At 55.3% G+C, this 21,127-nt stretch carries 17 protein-coding genes; 16 read left to right on the top strand and 1 reads right to left on the bottom strand.

Annotated features, from left to right (window positions below):
* The first annotated feature begins 50 nt into the window (after positions 1-50).
* From GCWU000341_RS06255 to GCWU000341_RS06205, 12 genes are all read left to right on the top strand, one after another.
* A complete protein-coding gene (locus tag GCWU000341_RS06255) occupies positions 51-1,703 on the top strand; it encodes a sensor histidine kinase (RefSeq protein ID WP_040653523.1) in 1,653 nt (550 codons plus the stop codon).
* A complete protein-coding gene (locus GCWU000341_RS06250; protein ID WP_009214992.1) occupies positions 1,703-2,365 on the top strand; it encodes a response regulator in 663 nt (220 codons plus the stop codon). Before GCWU000341_RS06255 ends, GCWU000341_RS06250 begins: the two co-directional genes overlap by 1 nt.
* Entirely contained in the window at positions 2,362-3,099 is a 738-nt protein-coding gene (locus GCWU000341_RS06245; protein ID WP_009214991.1) for a hypothetical protein, read from the top strand. Before GCWU000341_RS06250 ends, GCWU000341_RS06245 begins: the two co-directional genes overlap by 4 nt.
* A complete protein-coding gene (locus GCWU000341_RS06240; protein WP_009214990.1) occupies positions 3,096-3,602 on the top strand; it encodes a hypothetical protein in 507 nt (168 codons plus the stop codon). The genes GCWU000341_RS06245 and GCWU000341_RS06240 overlap by 4 nt, the downstream gene beginning before the upstream one ends.
* 3 nt (positions 3,603-3,605) lie before the next feature.
* Entirely contained in the window at positions 3,606-4,943 is a 1,338-nt protein-coding gene (locus tag GCWU000341_RS06235) for a signal peptidase I (protein ID WP_009214989.1), read from the top strand.
* Positions 4,936-6,126 (top strand): DUF5305 family protein, encoded by a 1,191-nt coding sequence (locus GCWU000341_RS06230; protein WP_009214988.1) that lies wholly within the window; start codon positions 4,936-4,938, stop codon positions 6,124-6,126. Before GCWU000341_RS06235 ends, GCWU000341_RS06230 begins: the two co-directional genes overlap by 8 nt.
* A gap of 88 nt (positions 6,127-6,214) precedes the next feature.
* Entirely contained in the window at positions 6,215-6,814 is a 600-nt protein-coding gene (locus GCWU000341_RS14190) for a SipW-dependent-type signal peptide-containing protein (protein WP_009214987.1), read from the top strand.
* A gap of 204 nt (positions 6,815-7,018) precedes the next feature.
* Positions 7,019-7,267 (top strand): hypothetical protein, encoded by a 249-nt coding sequence (locus GCWU000341_RS14185; RefSeq protein ID WP_009214986.1) that lies wholly within the window; start codon positions 7,019-7,021, stop codon positions 7,265-7,267.
* Between the two features lie 371 nt (positions 7,268-7,638).
* On the top strand, positions 7,639-9,954 hold the full coding sequence (locus tag GCWU000341_RS06220) for a hypothetical protein (protein ID WP_009214984.1): 2,316 nt from the start codon (positions 7,639-7,641) through the stop codon (positions 9,952-9,954).
* A 14-nt stretch (positions 9,955-9,968) separates the two neighbouring features.
* Positions 9,969-11,615 carry a hypothetical protein gene (locus GCWU000341_RS06215; RefSeq protein ID WP_155812673.1) on the top strand — a complete coding sequence of 549 codons (1,647 nt, stop codon included), beginning with the start codon at positions 9,969-9,971 and terminating at the stop codon, positions 11,613-11,615.
* Between the two features lie 199 nt (positions 11,616-11,814).
* Entirely contained in the window at positions 11,815-13,200 is a 1,386-nt protein-coding gene (locus GCWU000341_RS06210) for an extracellular solute-binding protein (RefSeq protein ID WP_009214982.1), read from the top strand.
* A gap of 12 nt (positions 13,201-13,212) precedes the next feature.
* Positions 13,213-14,802, top strand: coding sequence for a helix-turn-helix transcriptional regulator (locus tag GCWU000341_RS06205; RefSeq protein WP_009214981.1), 1,590 nt, complete (start codon positions 13,213-13,215; stop codon positions 14,800-14,802).
* Positions 14,803-14,807: 5 nt separating this feature from the next.
* On the opposite strand, the gene mgtE is transcribed toward GCWU000341_RS06205, so the two are convergent.
* Positions 14,808-16,214, bottom strand: a complete 1,407-nt coding sequence (gene mgtE, locus GCWU000341_RS06200) for a magnesium transporter (protein ID WP_242651629.1) — start codon at positions 16,212-16,214, stop codon at positions 14,808-14,810.
* A gap of 663 nt (positions 16,215-16,877) precedes the next feature.
* Here mgtE and citD point away from each other — a divergent pair.
* The 4 genes from citD to GCWU000341_RS06180 all read left to right on the top strand — a co-directional run bounded on the left by citD (position 16,878) and on the right by GCWU000341_RS06180 (position 20,887).
* Entirely contained in the window at positions 16,878-17,177 is a 300-nt protein-coding gene (gene citD / locus GCWU000341_RS06195) for a citrate lyase acyl carrier protein (RefSeq protein ID WP_036600098.1), read from the top strand.
* Complete coding sequence (locus GCWU000341_RS06190; protein WP_040653775.1) at positions 17,177-18,079, top strand: aldolase/citrate lyase family protein; 903 nt, start codon at positions 17,177-17,179, stop codon at positions 18,077-18,079. The genes citD and GCWU000341_RS06190 overlap by 1 nt, the downstream gene beginning before the upstream one ends.
* Position 18,080: 1 nt before the next feature.
* On the top strand, positions 18,081-19,643 hold the full coding sequence (citF, locus tag GCWU000341_RS06185) for a citrate lyase subunit alpha (RefSeq protein WP_009214975.1): 1,563 nt from the start codon (positions 18,081-18,083) through the stop codon (positions 19,641-19,643).
* A gap of 266 nt (positions 19,644-19,909) precedes the next feature.
* A complete protein-coding gene (locus GCWU000341_RS06180) occupies positions 19,910-20,887 on the top strand; it encodes a hypothetical protein (RefSeq protein ID WP_036600099.1) in 978 nt (325 codons plus the stop codon).
* Positions 20,888-21,127 lie beyond the last annotated feature (240 nt).

Raw genomic sequence — 21,127 nt, 5'->3', positions numbered from 1 at the left:
TAGGAATGTTTCAGGACGGGCCGGGGGAAGAGGGCGGCAGGGGTGCAAAAATGCAGAGGACGGAGGAAAGCGAATATCTCAGTATTTGTCTTTTCTACAGGGCGGTGACGCTTGTTCTTTCGACCAGTGCCTATCTCCTAAGCTCACTGCTTTACCGGGAGTACAGCTCGGCCAGCTGGAGCATCGTCCTGGGCATGGCGGTTTCCTGTGCGATGGCGAACTTCCTTTATCTGAAGGCCAAGGGAAATCGTTTTCTCACAAATGTGATTTTAGTGCTGGAGCTTTTGGCCTATGGAGAGTTCATCTATCTCAGCGGAGGCCTGGCGAGCTCATATATCTGGTATTATCTTGGCTGCATCCTCATTACCCTTCGGGGGAAAAATGGCACGGGATCGGCCATAGCCGCACTGCTTTGGTGTCTGCTCTGCGGGCTTCTCAGCAGGAGCGGCACGAAGCCGGAGCATCTTAAATTCAATCTGGTGATCGGCCTGATCCTTGTGAGCGGCGGCTTTTTTGTGTTGAGAAGCTATGTCCGCATGCTGTGGGAGGAGAGGGCGGAGCTCGGCAGGCTGAATGAGCGTCTCGCGGAGGAGAACCGGAGGAGCGAGTATGCGCTCCACCAGCTCAGCAATATGTATAAGGGCTTCGGGCTGATGGCCAGGGTGGAGCCGGAGGGCATCATCCGTCAGCTCGCCGAGCTCATGACGAACAGTATCTCTCCGCAGGGCTGCGTCATTTTTGAGCGCTGGGCGGACGGTTCTGTGAAGCAGGTGATCGCCAGCGGTCTCACGGATGAGCAGGAGCAGGAGATCATTAAAAAAAGCAGGCTCCTCTGGCCGGATCGGAAGAATCCGGCCGGGGATCTCCCGAGGGAGGGATGCTTTGGGATACTCGCGGGCGGTGTCGCCTATGAGGTTCTCCTCCTGACAGAGCTTCAGAGCTCCAGGGTATACCTTCTCCTCTCCAGGGATGTAAATCATATCGTGGAGGGGCGGGAGAGGGATTTCTATATCCAGCTCTCGGAGAGTATCTTCCGGGCTCTGGATACCCAGAGCCAGATCGAGTCCTTTATCTCCGCAGAGGAGAAGAACCGCATCGCGGATGAGATCCACGATACGGTCCTCCAGAAGATTTTCGGCATGGCCTGTCAGCTGAAGAGCCTCAGCATGCGGCTTGGCAGCCTGGGAGAGGAGGAGCTTCGCTCGGAGCTTCTCTCCCTGCAAAACTCCGCGGGCAGTACGATGACGGAGCTTCGGGAGGCGATCTACGGGCGGCAGTTCGAAAGGGGAGGGGAGCACAGCTTTGAGAAAAGCCTTGTTTCCTATATGGAGGGCATCGAGAAGAATCACAGCGGGGTCCGGGTCCGTCTGGAGAATGAAATCTCCGAGGAGGAGCTTGGCTCCGCTCAGAAGATTGTGCTCTACCGCGTTGCCTGCGAGGCGGCAAACAATGCGGTCCGCCACGGGGGAGCACATGAGCTTCTTCTCCGCCTGGAAAAAAGTGAGGAGAGCATCAATATGCTGGTCGAGGATGACGGAAGCGGCTTCCAGGAGGAGACATCGCGCCGTCCCTTTGAGGGGCAGGGCATGAAGAATATGTACTATCTGGCCTCTCTCCTTAAGGGGAGGCTGAGTATCTCAGACCGGGAGGGACACGGAGTCAGAGTTCTTTTAAAGCTGCCGCTCGGGGCTAGGAGGATTTGATGTTTCTGGTTTTGGATGACCACCCGGTTTCCAGGATGGGATTAAAGGCTGTGATTCATATGACGCGCCCCGAGGAAGAGGTCATCGAGGCGGGCACGGTTCAGGAGGCGATGGACTGTGTGCAGAGAGAGAAGATCGATCTGGCATTTGTGGATCTCAAGCTGAATGGAGAGAGCGGCTTTGATTTTCTGAGGAAGGTCCATGAGAGGAAGCCGGAGATCCGGACGATTCTCATCACCTCCTCCTCCAGGGACTCGGATTTCCGAGAGGCGAAGGCCCTCGGTGTGGACGCCTATCTCCTGAAGGACGCCTTCATTGACGAGATCGTATTTTGCCTGAAATCCGTGGAGCGGGGCGGGAAATTCTATTCCGCGGCCCTGGTGGATCCCAGGCTGAGCGAGGAGGAAAAGAAGCTCGGGACCTTGACGGAACGGGAGAGAGAGGTCTATGAGCTGATGTGCCAGGGCTACACGAATCTGGAGATCAGCGCCAGGCTTTTCATCACAGAGGGGACCGCAAAAAGGCATGTCAGCAATATCCTTTCGAAGCTGGGTTCGAAGAACCGGGTGGAGGCTGTCATACAGTCGGGACAGAAGGGATATCTGACGGAGAAGAACAGGGGGAAGCGGCCGGGGCCGCAGCCGAAGGGAGAAGAGAGATGAAAATGCGCGGATCAAAGAGAAATATGCTGTTGGCAGGGATTTTGCTCCTCGCAATGGCGGGAATCGGGCACGGCTATGCCAGCTGGAACAGGGAACAGAGCATCTCCATGGAGCTTGCGACCGGGAAGTTCAAGCATTTCTTCTCTCAGAAGGGAGATTGCTCCGCGGAGATCGTGGATGAGGCGGGAAATGAGCTTCAGTCGATAGCATCGGACTGGAAGACGACGGACAATCGGACCACGGCGGAGATCAGCTTCCGGGAGGGCCTTCCGATGGAGCTCCTCGCGGAGGGAAATTATCTCTGTTTGAGCTATCCCATCGAAAAGAACGGAACCGTGGTTCGGCTTACGGAAGCGGATTTCACAAAGGAGGCGGAGCAGGAGCTCACGCTGGAGCCAAAGGATGTCTTTCTTTCCGCGGAGGGGACACTATACCGCTTTGATGAGGCGGATGATTTCTTCAAAAAACCTCTTGTGCTTGCTGTCTACCGGGCGGTAGAGGAGAGCGAGGACGGAGAGCTCAGGGCGAAGCTCTACCTGAAGCCGCAGAGTGAGGGGCTTTTGGAGGGGATGCCTGAGGAATTGAAGATAAAGAGAGGGAAGCTCGCGAAGATTCCGATTATCGGAGACGCGGGGCCCATGGAGGAGGGAATTCAGGTTGTCTATTCTCTGGAGGTTCCGATCCGGCTGGATCAGGCGAATGCGGAGAAGGAAGCTGAGGAGGTGGAGAGATGAAAAGATTCAGACTGATTTTCTTTTCCGTGCTGCTGTGCCTGTTCATGGGCTTTTCCGCCTATTCGTACTGGACGGAGCAGCTTAAGATGAAGGCGGAGCTTAAGGTGACATACCCCCTGCCGATCGAGATCGAGGAGCAGGAGGAGACGGAGGAAAGTAAGGAAGGGGAGGAGAGCTCCGGAGAGGGCGAAAAGACAGGAGCCGAGTCGGAGAGCAGTGCACCGTCGGAGTCCGATGCCTCCCAGAAGACGGAAGCCGGGGCAGCGGAAGAGGAGACAAAGGAAAAGGCGGCGGAAAACCCGGAGACAAAGACAGAGACCTCAGCGGAAAAGGCAGAGACTTCAGGGGCAAAGGAAGAAAAGACAAAGGCGGAGACCGCGGAAAAGAAGGAAGAAAAGACCCGCGCAGAGACTGCGGAAAAGAAGGAAGAGAAGGAACTGCCTTCTGAGGCTGAGAAGAGCGGGACAGAGGAAAAGACCGCATCGGCAGACGGAGAGCAGTAAGAGATGGAAAAGATACTTTCCTATATCCGGGAACGGGAGAGGAGACGCATTCCGGGGGCAGAAAACTATATGCTCTATGCACTCTTTCTCCTGCTCACGGAGCTCCTTTTGGACAATCCGCTTTGGAGGGACAGGGTTTCCGGGGATATCATTCTCTTTCTCATTCTCTATGGGACTATGATTTTCCTCCTATTTGCGGTTTTTCCGCCGGTCTTTGCCGTGCGGCGGAGAGGTCTTCAGGACAGGGTCAGGATCTATGCCTTCACCGGGGCCGCGATCTTTCTTGCGATCCGCTTCCTGCTCTCGATCTTTCTCCGAAGGCTCGCGGAATCCCCCTATGACCACAGTCCTTCGGGAATTTTGCAGAATGTGCTGCTGGTCGGGCTTCGGCTTTTTTTCCGGGAGGCTGTCCGGGCCTATGCGCTCGCCGTGATCCTCCGAAGACCAAAGCACCGGAAAGCGCTGATATTTCTTCTGACCTTTCTCCTTGCGGCGACAGAGATCAATGTTCTCAAGTTTTTAAAGCTTCCGGAGCAGAAGGAAATTTTCATTGAGATCACGGAGCATGTGCTGCCGAGCTTTGCCCAGGGCTTTCTGCTCACGATCCTCTCTCTGTACGGAGGGCTTTCGGCCTCCCTCTTCTATGCGGCGTCCATAGCGCTCTTTCAGAGACTTTTCCCCGTCCTTCCCGGACTCCCCTGGCTTGCGGAGTCTGCGATCGGGCTGTGCTTTCCTGTCTTTTATGCTTTTTATATCAAAGAAGAGCAGGAAGGGGAGGAGTATGGAAGGATGGCGGCCAGGCGGAACGGCTTTTCGCCGTCCTATATCATATCCCTGGTCCTGCTCACCGCGTTTTACTGGTTCAGTGTCGGAGTCTTTCCCATCTACCCTTCCACGATACTGACAGGGAGCATGGAGCCCGGGATAAAGCCCGGGGATATCGTTTTGATCCGGCGCTTTTATTCGGAAGCGGAGCTGGATCAGCTGCAGGAGGGGGACATCATCAATTTCCGGAGGGAGGGCATCGTCATCACACACCGCATTCTTCGGATTCAGAAGGATGCGGCCGGAAACCTCAGCTTTATCACAAAGGGAGACAATAATGTCTCTGAGGATCAGGAGGCGGTGCTGCCAAATGATATCAATGGACCTGTAGTGAAGGTGCTGCCGAAGCTCGGGAGCTACCAGCTGCTTCTCCACAGCGGAGAGAATAGAGCGGAGGGAGTCGTTGAAACAGGAAGATCAGAGGAAGAGAAGAGAGGAAGCAAGGAGGCGGAGGAGACGGATTCCAAACAGTCGGAAGGAAGGATTGCAGGAGGAGAGAACAGAGGAGATGAATAAAGAGCTGGATTCTGTAGTGAAGCATTCCGAGAACGGGGGCGCCGCTCCGAAGAAAGAGGGAGAGGAGGGGAGGATAAAGCCGATCCTGGTGTGGAGCAGGAGGAAGAGGATGGGAGTTCTCGCTCTCTCTGCCGTCCTTCTCCTGGTCGGGATTTCCCTTCTTTTGGCCTTCCTGGAAAAGAAGACGAAGCAGGAGGATGTTCCGCTTTTTTCCTATGAGCTCTCTGCGGATTCCGAATACCGGGTTCACCTCAAGGAGAATTCTCTCTATCCGGAGGAATGGCTGGAGGCGGACCGCGTCTATTCGGCAAAGCTCACGGACTACATCGAAGCCAGCTTTCACACAAAGCTCAGCGGGGCAGGGGAGCTCAATGCGATCGTCCACGGAAATTATTCGATCTCTACGGTCCTGGAGGGCAGCTACCTCGTCAATGAGGAGAAGAAACAGGTCTACATGAAGAGCTACCCCATAAAGGAGGGAGAGATCCCGGCCGGGGCGGGGGCGAGCGGCATAGATGATACCGTGCAGATCCGACCCGAGGAATACATGGGGCATTTCGCGGAGATCGAGAATGAGATCGGAGGGAGTCCCGAAAAAGAGGCCTATCTCCTTTTCAGCGGAAGCTACCAGATCGAGGCGGAGGGACAGGAGCCAAAGACGGAGGAATTCAGTGAGAAGCTGAATCTTCCGAATGCAGACAGCGCCCTCTATATGATCAAAAAGTCTGAGCCCGTTCAGAACAGCGGAGCGCTCAGCGAAACGAGGGCAGTGGAAGTCCCGCCGGAGAAGGGGAGGACGCCCCTCGCCCTGCTTCTCATACTTCTCTCTGTCGGTCTGGGACTTTTCACCTTCTACCTCACGAGGGATCCGGATGAGGGAGAGGTGGAGGAGCTGAGGCTCCGCGCCTTCCTAAGGAAATACGGAAGCCGCATCGTCATGCTCCGCTCCGGGGAAGAGGAGCTTCCCAGAGGACTCAGCTACCTCCAGGACATGGACAGCCTTCTCCTCCTCTCTGAGGAGCTCAGACAGCCTGTGACCTGCAGTATCGATGAGAGAGGGCTGCCTCTTGGCAGACGTTTCCTTCTCCGAAACGGAGAGGAGAACTACTGCTATGAAATCCCCGAAGCATCTACAACGAAAGGTGTAGATGAGATTGGGAAAAAGGAACAGGAAAGTCACTGAGAACGAGGGATGAAATTTTTCTAAAAAAAGTTATACTAAATACGAACATTTACATAATGCTTCGTGCACAAGAAGGAAAGGAGCACCAATGAAGAAAGTAGGAAAGAAGTCGCTGATCGGCGGAATTCTCGCTCTGTCCCTGATCCTCGGCGGAACAGGCTATGCTTATTGGACGGATACGCTGAACATCACGACGAAGGCAACTACCGGCGAGTTCGGCATGAAGTTCGTAGATCTGGGACTCTATGCGCAGTACAGCGATGAGATCAACACCGACGGAGCGAAGGGCTGGTCCATCGTCGACGGCATCGACAAGGGCTATGTCGAGTCGGATTTCTTCGAGAGAGGAACGCAGTACAACAAGATCGCGAAGGACGGAAGCATCGAGAAGTACAAGGAGCGCCAGAAGGGCTACAGCAATACCGAGTTTGACGCCAAGCTCAAGGATGCGGCTCCTCTGAAGAAGCAGGTCGGCCCCTACAATTCCGCCAATACGAACGGAAGCGACAGGATCGACATCAAGATCAACGAGATGTATCCCGGCTACGCACAGGCTTTCCGCTCTGATCTTCTGAATGTCGGAAGCATCGCTGCGAAGCTTGGAAACATGAAGTTCACCGTTTCCAGCAAGGACAGGGATGCCAGCACCGTGAAGGATATGCTCGGTATCGCGCTCTATATGCATTAGGAGCAGTTTAACCCGAAGTCCTCGATCAACAACGCTCATGTCTTCCGTCTTACGAAGGACCTTGCTCTTTCCGACAAGGATTTCTTCACGGTCGGCGGCGTTGACTTCCTGAGACTCTCCGCTCTTGAGAAGCTGGATGAGAAGGATATCAAGAAGGCCATCGAGAACTCCACCATCCTCTGCAGCCCGGCTACGGACAACAGAATGGATGTCTTCATCGGCATCGCCATGGATCCGGATAAGGACGGCGCTTACACCACGGGAAGCACCGAGAACCTGAAGAAGGACAATGACGATACGAAGAGCCAGAACAAGGGTGTTGAGATCGGAATCGACTTCCTCTGGGATCAGTTCAATGTCGGAAAGGATGAGGGCAAGCCGAATATCCTGAAGAACCAGAACTATGGCGGACAGAAGGATCAGAAGGATTCCGGATCGGTCAAGGGAAACTAAGTCTCTTAGGAGAGAAATATCGTAGGCGGAGAGTCAGTCTTTCCGTCTAAGTAGGAGGGAGGCCTCCGGGGCGTAAGCAAAAGCCCCGGGGGCCTTTCTTTCGTTGTTTTCATTTGCTTTTATCTCGTCTCCGAGCATTCTGAATCGAAGCGGGAGCTCCGGATTGGATTTAAGAGCTTTTCTTCGTCCCTGAACGCGGATTCGAAAGCTTCGGCCCGATATCTATGGGCTGCCTGCTTTCCTTCCGCGCTGCGCTTTGCCCGCATGAGAAAAAGCGCGCCCTATTTCTCCTGAAAAGGCAGATTTTCGGGAAAAATTATCCGACGGGTAATAGTTTTTAGCCACTGAAAGTCATAGTATGGAGGTGCAGCATGAAGGGAGCGCATCGCGGGGAGGAGGCAGAGATGAGGCTTTGGGGGAAGAGCTTTGGGAAATTTTTTCGATCGGGAGAGAGGAGCAGGGGACTGCTCGCTTTTTTCCTTTGTCTTACCATGCTGCTTTCTCTCACATCCTGTGAGGGGATCAGGGGAAGGAGGAAGAGCGGGGACAGGGAAGAGGAGGAGACGAAGGTGAGAGCGCGGGAAAGGGACAGCGGGGAGAAGGAGAGAGAGAAGAAAAAGCTCGAGGGAGAGGAAGGAGAAGAGAGGGTCTTATATTTTTCGAAGGATGGGCTGAGGCTTTATTCCCGGAGCTTGGGAAAGAGTGAAGAGGTACAGGAGGGGAGCTGGGAGAATGGCTGGAATCACATGGATCAAGAGGACGTGCAGTATACCGAGGATGGAAAATATCTCTATTATATCGAATATGAGAGCCCGGAGGTTTTGGTAAAGGAGACAGAGGGGTCTATGGAGGAGGCCTGGGGGGAGGAAGAAATGTCGGGGGAGGCGGAGATGGAGGCCTGCTGCGCGGGCGTAAATCTCCACGACGGTATACTCCGCAGGAAGACGATCGGGGAGGAGAGCGCCGTGAAAAAAATCGCGGAAGGAGTGGAAAGCTTTCAGCTCCTCTCAGATGGTTCCCTTCTCTACATAAGGAGCAATAACCGCGGGATCTATCTTTTTACGGATGGGGAAAAGGAAAAGCTCTATTCCGGGACACCGCACACGTATTTCCTGAGTAAGGATGAAAAGACGATTCTCTTTCTCGCCTATCAGGGGGAAGGCACGGACGGCTGGACAGATCGGCTCTTCGCTTTGCAAAAAGAGGAGGGAGGGGAATGGAAGCTTTCCTGCCTCAGCGATGCAGTCTGGACCTTCTATGGGAGCTCCGAGAGCATGGACAGAATCTACTACTCTGAGAGGAGAGAGGAGGATGAGGGGGAGAGGATTTTTAAGATCGAGAACTTCGGGGAGCCGGAGCAGATCGACGGCGGAGCGGAATTCATCTATGTGAGGGTCGATTCGGAGGGGAATCTTTGCTATATCAGAAAGAAGACGGATGAGATCAATTTCCTCGCAGAGGACGATCTGTCCCGGAGGGACTCTCCGGAGATTCCATCTCTCGGAGCTAAGGAGAGGGAAAGGCTCTATGGGAAGGAAAGGATTCCTGAGGGGAGCGCTCTCTATCGCTATATGGAGATTTATCTCTGGAATCAGTTTGTCCAGTCCATGAAGGATGCCTGCCATTATGCGATCTGCTCCTACGGAGATGCCTGCCTCTATGACGGGAAGGAGCTGAGAGTCCTTTCAGAGCGGGCGGAGCTTCCCTTTATCACGGGAGGGGACAGGGTCCTTTTGCTCCACAGCATCGCGGAGGGCTATCAGGGGACAAGGAAGCTCTCGGAGCTCTATGAGGAGTATCTCAGCCTGGTCTTCTTTCAGGTCTATGGAAGATGGCCCGGAGAGGCTGAGGGAGAAGGGATCGATCTGGAATGCCTTTTCTATGACTATTTCGGAATCTCCGGCAGCCCGCTAAGCGAGATCTTTTTGATGGAGGAGCAGATCTCCGAGGATGACTTTAACGGCTGGAAGTACAGCGTGATCTCCTATTATGCCGCGCGGCGGCTCGCTGACCGCCTCCTCTATGATGCCCTGCAGGGGCAGAGCTATCGGATCATCTTTGAGGGAAGGGAGGAGAAGATCGAGGAGGAGGGAATCCTTCAGGATATTTTCTCCGAAAACTCCGGAAAACTTGCCTGCCTCAGCTTTCCCCTCTCCCTTCGGGAGGAAGAGAAGGAGGATCCGGATCTGGAGAAAAGTATCCTGGAAGCGAGAAAAGGAGAAATGGAGCTTCTTTTCTGGGAGAAGCAGAGCGCGGGGATGAAGAGGCTGGACCAAAATGTCACAGATCTCAACGGATTTTGCGATGGGGAGATCTATTATATGAAGGATCAGGCGGAGAGAGAGGAGAGCGGAACAGCCTACTGCTCCGGAAAACGTCTCATGACGGACATTCAGAAGATCTACATTTCGGAGGACAGGGTCTATCTCATTGGCGAGTGGGACGGAAGGGGGCTTTTTGATATCTACCTTCCGGGAAAGAGGAAGGCTGTGCTCGCCGCGGAGGAGGTAAAGAGCTTTTATCCCTTAAAGGACGGGGGCTTTGCCTATATCGGCGACTATCGGACGAAGAGCGGACACGGGAAGCTCTGTCTCTATCGGGCGGATGGGGAGAAGGAGGAGCTCTCGGAGGAGGCCAGCTCCATTTACGACGGAGTCAGCTCCGAGGACTTCATGGTATATGGCTGAGGATGGGGGCATGCATGGAGAAAAATCCGTTTCGCATCTATTGCAAAAACTGCGGTGCGCCGATCGGCTTTGACATAGTCCGTCAGAGCTACCGCTGCAGAAGCTGCGGAAGCCAGAGCGGGATTGAGGAGGAGAAGCGGATTGTCCATTGCTGGAGAGAGTGGAAGAGACAGGAAACCCGGGAGATGGGGGAGATGGATGCCCTTCTCGAATGCGCCTGCTCGTCCTGCGGCGCGAGACTCCTCCTCCCCGCCGGAGAGGAGCCGGAAAACTGCGATTTCTGCGGGAGCAGGCTGGTCCGCGGAGAGTTCCGGGAAAAAGAGCGACTCCCGGAGCTGATCATCCCCTTTCTTCTGACGGAGGATGAGGCGAGAGAGAGGATGCGCCGCTGGGCCAGGGAGAGGAGAGGTAGGGCGGAGGGACGGGCTATTCTCTCCCATATGGACTCCTTCCGGGGCTATTATCTCCCCTGCTGCCTCATGCGAGGGCCTGTGAGCGCCGGAGTGAGCCGCTGTGGGAAGCACAGAAGCTATTTTTGCAGGGGCTATCTGGACGGCTCTGCGGTCAATGCTTCCCGGCAGCTTGATAAGCTTCCCTTAAATGAGATTGAGCCCTTTGACTGGACGGCAGCGGAGGGGTTCTCCTACGGCTTTATCGCGGGACAAAGAGTGAAGCTTTGTGATCTCAGCGGGAGGGAGCTGAATGCCCGTATCTCGGAGGAGGCGGCGGAGGAGTTTCGCCCGGAGGTGGAACGGGTGATGCAGACCGGCGGCGTAAGCCTATCGGTAAATACGGGGGAGATGACGATCCTCTCCGCCCTGCTTCCGATCTATTTTATCTGCGCGGGAAGCTTCAGCGCCGTGATGAACGGACAGAGCGGAAGGATCTCCGTCACGAGGGAGAGAGGGAAGGAGAGAAGCCACTGGACGGCGGAGGCGGCAGTCTATACCCTCCTCGCTTCCTTTCTTTTGGGATATCTCTTCCGCTTTGATCTCTCCGGCCTCCTCCTCTTCGGCCTTCTCTTTGGCTGCCTCTTCTTTTCCCTCATGGGGGCGACGGATTTTTCCCTTCTCCAAAGGATTGCGGACCGGGCAGAGAAGAGGGGGGAGAGGCGGGAGAGGGGAAGCCTTGAAAATCCCTTTGACAACACGCCGGTCTTTTATGAGAGGAGCGGAAGGGGGGAGCTTATCCCGGTGAGGCCCTGTTTTTATAATCCGATCCGCCTTCTGGAAATCTTTTTCAAGGCTGCGGCCCTTATCTTTCTGCCGCTTCTTCTCGCCCTCTCTCTTCGGATTCTGAGAGATGGGATGCAGCTTCAGAGCATCTCTTCCCTGCATCCGGGGCGTGGCCTCATATGGTATCTCCTTAGCTTTTTTCTATGTATGTTCTACTTCACAAAGGGTGTTCGGGAGGATGCCTATGAGCATCCGATTCTCTATGAGCTCCTCCCGAGCGGGAGGAAAAGACTCATCGGAAGCCACTCCTCCAGAAGCTTAAGTCCTCTCGCCGTGTTTTCGGAAGCAGGGGACGGAGGAGAGATCGGAGGGAGAGGACTCATCCCGGCATTTCGCGCCATGGGGGGAGCGGGGATTCCCGCGGCTCTCCTTCTCCTCCTCCTGCTCCTTGGATCAACCGCGGCGATTATGATTCCGGCCTTATAGGCATGGCTGCAAGTCATGGGGCGAGACTTTCTCAAAACAGCGCTTTCCCGGAGGATGGGGAGGCGCTTTTCTTTTCTCCGGGATTATGCACATTTAACAAAATGTTATTTTATAAATGGTCCATTATCATAATTCGCTATTTCTCTGCAGATGATATAATTTTTACATACGAAATTATGACGAAAAAGGGAGGTCTTTTATGGGTGGAAGGAGAACGTGCGCGGCGGTACTGGGCTTTTTGCTCCTCCTTTCCGGGTTCATCGTCTTTCAGAGCTGCAGGAGAAGGAAGGAGACTGTGACGCTCTCTGTCTGGCATGTTTACGGGGGGCAGACGGATTCCCCTCTCAGCCCTTTGATCGAGGAATTCAACGCGACGGAGGGAAAGAAGCGGGGGATCCATATCCGCGTCGTAGCGGTCTCCAATACGAATACCATCCATGAGGAGATTCTCTCCGCGATTCGTCAGGAGCCGGGAGCTCCGAGCGCTCCGGATCTTTTTGTCTCCTATCCGAAGACGGTGCTCGCTCTGCCGGATCCCTCCGTGCTCGTGGACTACCGGGACTATTTCAGTGAGGAGGAGCTTAAGCGCTATATTCCGGAGTTCATCGAGGAGGGCACGGTGGACGGGAGATTCGTGGTCTTCCCGGTGGCAAAGTCCACGGAGATTCTCTTTGTGAATAAAACTGCCTTTGATGCCTTTTCCAAGGACAGCGGGGCCACTTTGGAGGATCTCTCCAGCTGGGAGGGGATCTTCCGTCTTTCGAAGCTCTACCATGAGTGGAGCGATCAAAGAACTCCGGAGAAGGAGGGAGATGGGAAATGCTTTTTCACGCATGACTATCTCTTCAACTATCTCCAGGTCGGTGCGGAGAGTCTGGGAGCACAGTTTTTCGAGGGAGACGGGATCCGCTTTGATGAGAACTTCCGGAGGGTCTGGGACGCCTATGCGGATGCGGCCATACGGGGCGGCATCTGGCTCCGGGAGGGTTATGCGACGGAGCCGCTCCGCACCGGAGACGTGATTGTGAGCGTCGCATCCTCCGCGAGCGTTCTCTACTATAAGGATGAAGTGACCTATGAGGACAATACTTCCGAGCCGGTAGAGATCATCTCCAGGCCCTGCCCGGTCTTTTCCGATGGGGAGAAGCTTGTGATGCAGCGGGGTGCGGGCTTTTGCACCTTCCGCTCGACGAAGGAGAGAGAGAAGGCCGCCGCGCATTTTCTCCGCTGGCTCACGGATCCGGAGAGAAATGTCCGCTTTGTGACGAGCGTAGGCTATATGCCGGTCACAAAGGAGGCCTTCGATAAGGAGCTCAGCGCAGCGGTGGAAAAGCTTTCCTCCCCGAAGTACCGAAGTCTCTACGAGGCGCTTTTGGAGACACAGAGGGACTACCGCTTTTATACCGCTCCCAAGCTTCCCTCTTATCTGGAGCTTGAGATGAATACGGAGAAGTATATGAGATCGGAGCTCTCCCGTGCGGAGGAGCAGTATCGCATGAAGAAAGAGGAGGCGGAGGATCCGGAGGCCCTCATCGGGGAGCTTGCAGAGGAGGCCGCGGATCGCTTTCAGAAGCATGTTCAATGAGGGAGAGGCGATATGTCTGAGATCCTTCGATATCTGAAAAGGGAGAGGCGCTCCATGCAGTTTCGGATGAGCCTTTACCTTCTTCTCATGCTTTTTCTTGCCTTTATGACCTTTGTCTTTCTGGGGATCGCCTTCGGATTTTTCTCTTTGACGGAGGACAGACTCTATGAGGGGATGGAGCAGCAGCTTAGGCTTCTCACGGATGAAATGCGGGATGAGCTCGGCAGGATGGAGGGCTATGCGCATACTCTTTCCGGGAGACTCGGCTCCTCGGTGGAGGATTGCGTGGGAGAGTATTCCACGGAGATCTCGAAGCTGAACAATCAGCCGGATAAGCTTTTAGAGCTCCAGGAGGAATTTTACCCGGAGCTTAGCTCCATCCTTCAGCTCTCCAGAGGCTCCGGCATCTACGCGGTGATCGATGCGACGACCAATACGGAGGCCCCCGGGGCGGAGAAATCCCGGAGCGGGGTCTATCTGAGATTATACAATATCGCGGCGGACTACTCCCTGAACCCCAAATTCACCTGTTTTCGCGGGATTCCGGAGCTTGCGAGGGAGTACAGGGTCGAGCTTCATAATCGCTGGAATATGGAGTTTGACACGACGAGTCTCCCCGGCTTTCGCCTCTTTTCCGGGAAGCACTACGATAAGGCCTCAGAGGCGGGCTTTTGGTCAAACCGTCTGGACCTGCCGGATACCTGGGAGGAGATCCTTCTCTACAGCGTGCCGATACTCGGGAGCGACGGAAGAGTCTATGGGGAGTGCGGGATCGAAATGAACGAGCTTCTCTTTCAGATGAGACATATGGTCTATGCCAATCGCTCCGGCAGCATGATCTTCGTCATCGCGCCTCTTTCGGAGAGACGGCTCCGGATGGATCTGGGGCTTGCCGGGAAGATGGAGGGGAGCTCCGTCCGGACGGACGAGGCGCTTCGGATCGGAAGAAAGGGGAGATTCTTTCGCTATTATTCTGAGGGGCAGAGCTTCCTCGGCGTGCAGGCCCCGCTCCCCATGAGAGGGGAGCCGGGACAGAGCTGGGAGGCCGCGGTCCTGATGCCGCAGTCCGTCTACTCGGACTATGTGGTTTTTCACCGGATCCGCTGGACTCTCGCCGCGGCAGTGCTTCTCATTCTGATGGGGATCGCGGCCTTCTTCCTCTCAAGGAGCTATGTCCTTCCGATCAGGAACAGTTTGGATGCCTTTCGAAACGGGGGAGATCCCGCTCTGGAGTCCGGCATCCCCGAGATCGAGGAGCTCCTTCACTTTGTGGACCAGAAGCTGAAGGAGGCCAGCATAGAGCGGGAGGGGATTCCTCTTAAGATCGCGGAGCTCTTCGATGCCTTTGAGGAGAGGGTGGGAAGGCTGACCGCCGCAGAATATGCGGTCTTCTCCCATTATGTCAGGGGCTATGATATCCCGGAGCTCCCGGGCCTTTTATATATCTCCATCAATACGGTCCGAAAGCATAACCGGAGTATCTATGAGAAGCTGAATGTCGCCTCAAAGGATGAACTCATGGTCTATGTGGAGCTCTTTCGGAGGTGCGGCAGGCTGGAGAAGCTGCTCACGCCGAAGAAGCATCAGGTCTATGATAAGTGAGACCTTCAGATGGCCCCCATATGCATGATGTCTATGAGGAGGATGGCGGAGAGGCCATAGTATGTGACCACGCCGACGAGATCCGTGATCGTAGTGATCAGCGGTCCGGAGGCAGCCGCGGGATCGACCCCGACCCTTTTGAAGAAGATCGGGACCGCCGTTCCGACGAAGCTGGAGATCACCATCGCGAGTAAAAGCGCGATTCCGATGCAAAAGGAGATCAAAAAGGCCTGATGCAGGGGAAGATGCTTAAAGAGCGCGATATAGGCCCCGATTCCGCTGAGCGCGAGAAAGCCTAAGATGATGCCGTTGAGTCCTCCGACCGTCATTTCCTTTCCGATCAGACCGAGCTTCTGTCTCCCGGTGAGCTTCTCATCCATGAGGACCCGGATCGTGACGGCGAGGGACTGCGTGCCGACATTTCCGGCCATATCCAGGATCAGGGACTGAAAGGCCATGATGATCGTGAGCTTGGCTACGACCGCTTCGAACATGCCGACGACGGTGGAGACCACGAGTCCCAGAACGAGGAGAAGCATGAGCCAGGGGAGGCGCTTCTTGATGCTCTCCCGGATCGGTTCCTTTAAGTCCTCCTCCGCGGTGAGACCGGCGAGCTTTGCGTAGTCCTCGCCCATCTCATCGTCCACAACCTCGATGACGTCCTGAGCGGTGATCACGCCGAGTATCCTTTTGGAGTCGGAGAGGACGGGGATGGAGCGCTCGGAGTAGTCCTTCAGCTTTTCCAGGCAGTCCTCGATCCGGTCGTTCGCATAGACATAGGGATAGGAGGTCGCGGTGATGTCACAGAGCTTTGTGTCCCGGCGGGCGATGATGAGATCCTTCAGCTCGACGGCCCCGAGATAGCTCCGGTTTTTCCCGACGACATAGAGCGTTGAGATATTGTCATTGTCCGCTGCCTGCTCGATGAGGGAGCGCATCGCCTCCTTGATCGAGAGACCGCTGTTCAGAGCCACAAAATTGGTGGTCATGCGGCTTCCGATCAGGTCCTCATCGTAGGAGGCCAGAGTCTGGAGGGATCTCCGGTCCTCCGGGTCCATGAGAGACATCCAGACCTTTTTCTGCCGGGAATCCGTCTCCTTCAGGAGGTCGACGGCCTCATCCGGCTCCATCTCCTCCAGGATCGCCGCGGCCCGCTGGGGACTGAGCTCCTCCAGGTAATCATCCGCTTCATCGGAGTACTCCATGACCTCCGCGAGGCCTTCGTTGTTAAGGAGCGCATAAAGCCTGTGCCGCTCCTCAAGGCTCAGCTCCGGCAGGGCCTCCGCGATGTCATTTGCGTGGTAGTCCCCGAGATGATCCCGAATCTCCTCATCGCTTTTCCCGCTTCGAAGAAGCGAGAGAATCTCCTGTACATAGTCCTGCTGGACTCTGGCTTCCATCGTGTTGTCCATGGGATTCGCTCCTTTCACAGCCTGAAGAATGCGCATCAAGAAAAGCTTCCGGGTCAGTTCCCGGAATCCGGATTTTTTTGGCGTGTGGAAGTCCTCCGAAAAGAGTGCGGAGATCGGCGATCAAAACCGATTCTAAGGGCGGAAAGAGTGCCCGAAAGAAGGGAAAGGATCTGTGCCGCCGCAGCATTTTCGTATCTTTCCGGGACTTCGGTCCACGTCATCGCTGCATTTCATGCATTTCTCCTTTCCTGTCATATTTTTGAAACCGGAATCTATCCTATCATGCAAAGGGGAGAAACGCAAGAAAGGGGGCGGGCTTCCAAATAATTTTCGGCGAAAATTGATTTTCCCCGCGGGGAGAGCGCGCACTATGTAGGAGATGCTCGGTTCTTTCCCGGATCTCTCTGAAAAACTGGTATATCTGCCGTTTTACCGCGGGGGGAAAGGATTTATAATAATTTCAGGATATAAGTCCCCGTCAGGCAGAGGACGCTCTCGCTCCGGCTGCTGCGGTCGGCGGTGCATAAAAGGGCGGGACAAAAGCCCGGACAGAGAAAGCGGCGGGAGGGCAGTCCGGGCTGCGGACCCCTGTAAAACAAGTCCGCGGCCCGGTCTTGGACGGCGGATAAGGGCAGCGTGTCGCTGATACAGAAGGAGGTTCTTATGGAAATCAGAAAACCCGCAGTCGCGGGGACGATGGAGTCCAGTGACTGCCAGGTCAGCCTGGAGCCGGGGGAGGGAGGAATTGACTTCACTCTGGAAAGCGTGGTGGCGCAGCAGTTCGGAAATGAAATCCGGAGGGTCGCGCTGGAGACGCTCTCCAGACTCGGTGTGGACAGCGTAAAAATCTCCATTATCGACAAGGGCGCACTGGATTGTACGATCCGGGCCAGAGTCGAGGGGGCGGTTTACCGCTCCTTGGAGCAGTTCAAGGATTTACCCTGGGGAGGTGCCATCAGATGATCGAGAACCCGAATAAGAAGAGACTGAGGCGGTCCATGATGTTTCTGAACGCACAGAAGCCGTCTCTCATCAAGGATCCCTATATCTACGGGGCGGACTCTCTGATGCTGGATCTGGAGGACGCCGTCGCGGCCACGGCGAAGGATACCGCGCGTTTTTCCCTCTACCATGCGCTTAGGAGCATTGACTACAGAGGATCGGAGAGGGTCGTCCGGATCAACGGCCTGGACACGGATCTCTGGGAGGAGGATATCCGCTGCGTTGTGGCGGGCGGAGCGGATGTCATCCGCATCCCGAAGACGGAGAACGCGGACATGGTGAGGGCAGTCGAGGACAAGGTTTTAGCGGCGGAGGAGGAATTCCACAGAGAGCCGGGGACGACGCTTCTGATGTCGGCACTGGAGTCTGCAAAGGGCGTCATGAATGCCTATGAGATCTGCACGGCCTCAGACCGCATGATCGGCGTGGCGCTCTCCGGAGGAGATTATACCAAGGATTTACAGACCAGAATTACCGGGACCGGGGTGGAGCTGATGGGAGCAAGGCAGCAGATGATCATCGCGGCGAGGGCCGCGGGGGTGCAGTGCTTCGATACGGTCTGGACGAATCTGGATGATATGGAGGGCTTTCGGAAGGATGTCGAGACCATCCATATGATGGGCTTTGACGGAAAGTCCTGCATCAATCCCCGGCAGATCGATGTCGTCCACAAGATCTTCACACCGACCATGAAGGAGATCATCTTCTCCGAGAAGGTGATCCGGGAGATCGATGACAAGAAGGCAAAGGGCATCGGAGTATTCACGGTGGACGGCAAGATGATTGACATCGCGTTCTACGACGGCGCAAAGAGAAATATTATGCTTGCGAAGGCTGCCGGCATCTATAAGGGGGATTTATAATATGCTGAATGCGGTAGGAAGAGATATCCCGGAGGAGATTCTGAAAAAGACCGGGAAGGAGGTATTCCAGGGCTCCCATCATTTCGACGGCCATGAGTTCAAAAAGGATGGACCGAAGGTCCGCTGTGTCATCAACCAAAGCGGCACGAAGCTTCTCCCGTCCATCCGGGAGGCCCTCGAAAAATGCGGCATCAAGGACGGCATGACGCTCGGCTTTCACCATCATTTCCGAAACGGGGACAAGGTCCTCAATATGGTGATCGAGGAGTGCCATAAGATGGGGATCAAGGATCTTCGCATCGCGGCGAGCTCTCTGGGGGCGCAGAACGACCCGATCGTGCCCTATATCGAGGACGGCACGATCACCGAGATCCAGAGCTCCGGTGTGAGGGGAGGCATCGGAAAGGCGATCTCGGAGGGAAAGCTTCGGGGGCTTGCGATCATGCGTTCCCACGGCGCGAGAGTCCGTGCGATCGAGACCGGGGAGACCCACATTGACATCGCCTTCATCGGCGCCCCGACTGCGGATGAGTACGGGAATCTGAATGCCAATGGGGGGAAGGCGGACTGCGGCGTGCTCTCCTACTCGGCGGTCGATGCGGAGATGGCGGACCGGGTGGTCGCGGTCACGGACTGCCTGGTGCCCTTCCCGAATCTGCCGGCGCAGATCACGCAGACCCATGTCGACTATGTCGTGAAGGTCGCGGAGATCGGCGACCCGACAAAGATCGCGACCGGGGCCGCGAAGCCGACGACGGATCAGAGAAAGCTGATGATGGCGCAGTACTGCACGGATTTCGTGAAGAACACTCCTTATTTCAAGGAGGGCTTCTCCTACCAGACCGGTGTCGGCGGTGCCTCGATCGCGTCTACCATTTCTCTTGCGGAGGTAATGCGGGAGAGGGGCATTCATATGAGCTTCGGAGTCGGCGGGCTCACAAAGCCCATGTGCGACCTCCTGGATGAGGGCCTTGTCGGCTGTCTTGTGGATACGCAGGACTTCGATCAGGATGCGATCGAAAATATGAAGACGAATCCGAGGCATTTTTACATCACGGCGGGGGAGTACGCGGATCCCTTCAACAAGGGAGCCTATGTGAACAAGCTTGACTTCGTCATCCTGGCGGCACTGGAGGTGGATACGCACTTCAACTGTAATGTCGTCGTGGGCTCCGACGGCTATATCACCGGAGCGCAGGGGGGGCATCCCGATACTGCGGCGGGCGCGAAGTGCACGATCGTCATCGCGCCGATCATGCAGGGCAGGATTCCGACGATCTGCACGGACTGCACGACCGTCACGACGCCGGGGGAGGACGTGGATGTCGTCATCACAGACTACGGCATCGCGATCAATCCGAAGAGGAGCGATCTCATTGAGGCGACGAAGGATTCCGGACTCCCCTTCAAGACGATCGAGGAGCTTCGGGACATCGCCTATTCCATCACCGGAGAGCCGGAGAAGGTTCAGTTCGGGGACAGAGTGGTAGGAATTATCGAGGCGAGAGACGGCACGATCATGGATGTGGTCCGGGAGATCAAGCCCTTTAGCTTCAGGGATTGAGGAAGCGGCTGATAGGAGAAAGCGCGCCAAAGCGCGCCGCATCGGCGGGAGCTTCGGGGCCGAAACAAAGATTGATTTTTTCGAAAGAGACTGTAATTAAAGTGTCACAGAATTGATAGGGAATAAGTAACCACTCTTTTCCGATTTTTGTCTATACTAGGGACAGCGGTTCCGGAAGGGGGCTCCCGCAGTCTGTGAAACTGAGAGAGAACTTGCCGGAACAAGGCAAAAACAAAACTCCGCAGGACGGAGTACAGGAGGAGAACATGAAAAACGGAAAGATTCTGGGCTTGGGCTTCGCGGTCGCCCTGCTGACGGGACTGAGCTTCCCCGCCCTTGCGGCATCCACCAAGACCCCGATCAATCATGTGACACTTTCTATCGATGCGGGAGATATCGAGATCGGGTCCGCCTCGAAGACGATCTCTGTCGACGCGGCAGAGGACAGCTATGAGGTCACAAACAGCAGCGGTACTGCCATCAATATGGAGGGCGCGAAGTGGGCGAACAATGTCACCCCGAAATTCAAGATCACGATCAAGGCAGACAGTGATCACCGCTTTGACACGAATGCGCTGAAGTCCGCGGCCTTCTATACCCTGAACGGCGCCAGCGCGAGCTTCGTGAAGGCGCAGGGCTCCAGCAACTCCATTACCCTTACCGTGAAGCTTCCGAAGCTGAAGGGCAATACCTCGGATCTCGGAGTGGCGGATCTTCAGTGGCAGGATGACAGTGCGAGTGCGACCTGGACGGGTTCTGATAATGCGCAGAAGTATTATGTGAAACTCTATCGCGGATCCAGTCTCGTGACAAGCGGTGAGACCACCAATACAAGCTACGATTTCTCCAGTGCGATCACGCAGAACGGAACCTATACCTATAAGGTCCGTGCCTTCGCCTACGGAACCTATGGAGAGTGGGATACCTCGGATGAGCTCGAGGTCACGGATGTGAACAGCATCAGACAGAATAACCCCACCCCCAACACGGGTGGAAGGTGGATCCTCGACAATGTGGGCTGGTGGTGGCTCAATCCGGACAGGACCTATCCGAGAAATACCTGGAAGTTTATCAATAACGCCTGGTACTATTTCGACGGAACGGGCTATATCTACATAAACCGCTGGTTCCACTATAACAGAGACAACAACTGGTACTACTTCGGGCAGAGCGGTGCGATGCTCACAAACGCGCGCACACCGGACGGCTATTATGTAAACGGCGCAGGCATTTGGACGCGCTGAGACGGGAGACTCTGATCTTTCCCGCATAGAATGCAAAAGGGGCTGTCGCACTAAGTGATTAGTGCGGCAGTCTTTTTCATCGGATGAAATCCGGCCATTCAGCCGGATTTCTCTTATAAAAAACAAAGACCCGGACTTCGAAAAGTCCGGGCTTTATTGTAAAATAATGGTATGCAAACCCCATTACATTTACAGCCCGATTATACGACATATCGAGGCTATTATCAAATCAAACTTCCA

This window comes from Oribacterium sp. oral taxon 078 str. F0262, from assembly GCF_000160135.1.
In the GTDB taxonomy this organism is placed as follows: domain Bacteria; phylum Bacillota; class Clostridia; order Lachnospirales; family Lachnospiraceae; genus Oribacterium.
This window is presented reverse-complemented; position numbering and strand designations above follow the sequence as displayed.

Bases quoted from the DNA above. Each gene is read 5' to 3' on its own strand.
- GCWU000341_RS06210 (WP_009214982.1), top strand. From the start codon at position 11,815: ATGGGTGGAAGGAGAACGTGCGCGGCGGTACTGGGCTTTTTGCTCCTC.
- GCWU000341_RS14190 (WP_009214987.1), top strand. From the start codon at position 6,215: ATGAAGAAAGTAGGAAAGAAGTCGCTGATCGGCGGAATTCTCGCTCTG.
- GCWU000341_RS06245 (WP_009214991.1), top strand. From the start codon at position 2,362: ATGAAAATGCGCGGATCAAAGAGAAATATGCTGTTGGCAGGGATTTTG.
- GCWU000341_RS06220 (WP_009214984.1), top strand. From the start codon at position 7,639: ATGAAGGGAGCGCATCGCGGGGAGGAGGCAGAGATGAGGCTTTGGGGG.
- GCWU000341_RS06215 (WP_155812673.1), top strand. From the start codon at position 9,969: ATGGAGAAAAATCCGTTTCGCATCTATTGCAAAAACTGCGGTGCGCCG.
- citD (WP_036600098.1), top strand. From the start codon at position 16,878: ATGGAAATCAGAAAACCCGCAGTCGCGGGGACGATGGAGTCCAGTGAC.
- GCWU000341_RS06240 (WP_009214990.1), top strand. From the start codon at position 3,096: ATGAAAAGATTCAGACTGATTTTCTTTTCCGTGCTGCTGTGCCTGTTC.
- GCWU000341_RS06180 (WP_036600099.1), top strand. From the start codon at position 19,910: ATGAAAAACGGAAAGATTCTGGGCTTGGGCTTCGCGGTCGCCCTGCTG.
- GCWU000341_RS06230 (WP_009214988.1), top strand. From the start codon at position 4,936: ATGAATAAAGAGCTGGATTCTGTAGTGAAGCATTCCGAGAACGGGGGC.
- GCWU000341_RS06250 (WP_009214992.1), top strand. From the start codon at position 1,703: ATGTTTCTGGTTTTGGATGACCACCCGGTTTCCAGGATGGGATTAAAG.
- citF (WP_009214975.1), top strand. From the start codon at position 18,081: ATGCTGAATGCGGTAGGAAGAGATATCCCGGAGGAGATTCTGAAAAAG.
- GCWU000341_RS06235 (WP_009214989.1), top strand. From the start codon at position 3,606: ATGGAAAAGATACTTTCCTATATCCGGGAACGGGAGAGGAGACGCATT.
- mgtE (WP_242651629.1), bottom strand. From the start codon at position 16,214: ATGGACAACACGATGGAAGCCAGAGTCCAGCAGGACTATGTACAGGAG.
- GCWU000341_RS14185 (WP_009214986.1), top strand. From the start codon at position 7,019: ATGGATGTCTTCATCGGCATCGCCATGGATCCGGATAAGGACGGCGCT.
- GCWU000341_RS06205 (WP_009214981.1), top strand. From the start codon at position 13,213: ATGTCTGAGATCCTTCGATATCTGAAAAGGGAGAGGCGCTCCATGCAG.
- GCWU000341_RS06255 (WP_040653523.1), top strand. From the start codon at position 51: ATGCAGAGGACGGAGGAAAGCGAATATCTCAGTATTTGTCTTTTCTAC.